The following is a 458-nucleotide window of genomic DNA, read 5'->3' as shown; positions in this document are numbered from 1 at the left end:
GGCATGATGATGTGGCGCGGCACCACCTGGGCCCGCCCGTTCATGGACGGCCGCACCATGGTGCAGGCCGGCCACCGCCGCGCGAAATTCGTCGTCTACCCCATCGCGCCGCCGCGCGGGGACGGCCTGCAGCTGATCAACTGGGTGGCCGACCGCCGGCTGCGCGAGGACGGCTTCGGCGGCGGCCTCACGGCGCCCGGACGCGAGGATTGGAGCCGCCCCGGCTCGGTGGACGATCTGCTGCCCACCTTCGGCACCTGGCGCTTCGGCTTCGTGGACGTGCCGGGCCTGATCGCGCAGGCCACGCAGATCCTCGAATGGCCCATGGTGGACCGCGACCCGCTGCCGCGCTGGCGCCAGGGCCGCGGCGTGACGCTCCTGGGCGACGCGGCCCACCCCATGTACCCGATCGGCTCGAACGGCGCGACCCAGGCGCTGCTGGACGCACGCGCCATCGC

The 458-nt window shown here is 74.2% G+C and carries 1 pseudogene; it reads left to right on the top strand.

The window, feature by feature from the left end:
- Positions 1 to 458: pseudogene (locus GVK91_RS27205) on the top strand (flavin-dependent oxidoreductase); the annotation flags it as partial.

The sequence above is a fragment of the Sphingobacterium sp. 18053 genome, assembly GCF_902706145.1.
GTDB lineage: Bacteria > Bacteroidota > Bacteroidia > Sphingobacteriales > Sphingobacteriaceae > Sphingobacterium > Sphingobacterium paramultivorum.
This window is presented reverse-complemented; position numbering and strand designations above follow the sequence as displayed.